The following is a 363-nucleotide window of genomic DNA, read 5'->3' on the forward strand; positions in this document are numbered from 1 at the left end:
GGGGGAGGAAACCCCTTTTTGGAAAAAGGGGTTCCCTCCCCCAGACCCCCACCCTCCCCAAAAACTTTTCAAGGGGGCAAGACTTCGCCGGGATAACAAGGGATTACAACAATGGTCAACAGTATAGAATTAAACGTTTTTTCAGGCCACAAGCAACCCTGTCCGGTCGCTCTTTCTCGAACCTGTCGGCCCCGTCTTCGGGGCCGAGGGCAGGTTGGGGGCGGAATTTGTCCTGATGCGCCAGCCGCGACAGCGGCGGCATCATCGGGACAAATTCCGCCCCCATCTTGGACAGTCTCCCGCAGCCGCCATTCTCCCAATCCCCTCTCCGCGCTTGCGCCCGTCCATCCGGGGTCCGGGGGG

The 363-nt window shown here is 60.3% G+C and carries 1 protein-coding gene; it reads right to left on the reverse strand.

Annotated features, from left to right (window positions below; translation table 11 throughout):
- Window positions 1-115: 115 nt before the first annotated feature.
- The coding region (locus DVDV_RS23045) for a hypothetical protein (RefSeq protein WP_217694158.1) at window positions 116-363 on the reverse strand (248 nt) is incomplete at its 5' end.

It is taken from the genome of Desulfovibrio sp. DV (assembly GCF_001936595.1).
In the GTDB taxonomy this organism is placed as follows: Bacteria; Desulfobacterota; Desulfovibrionia; order Desulfovibrionales; family Desulfovibrionaceae; genus Solidesulfovibrio.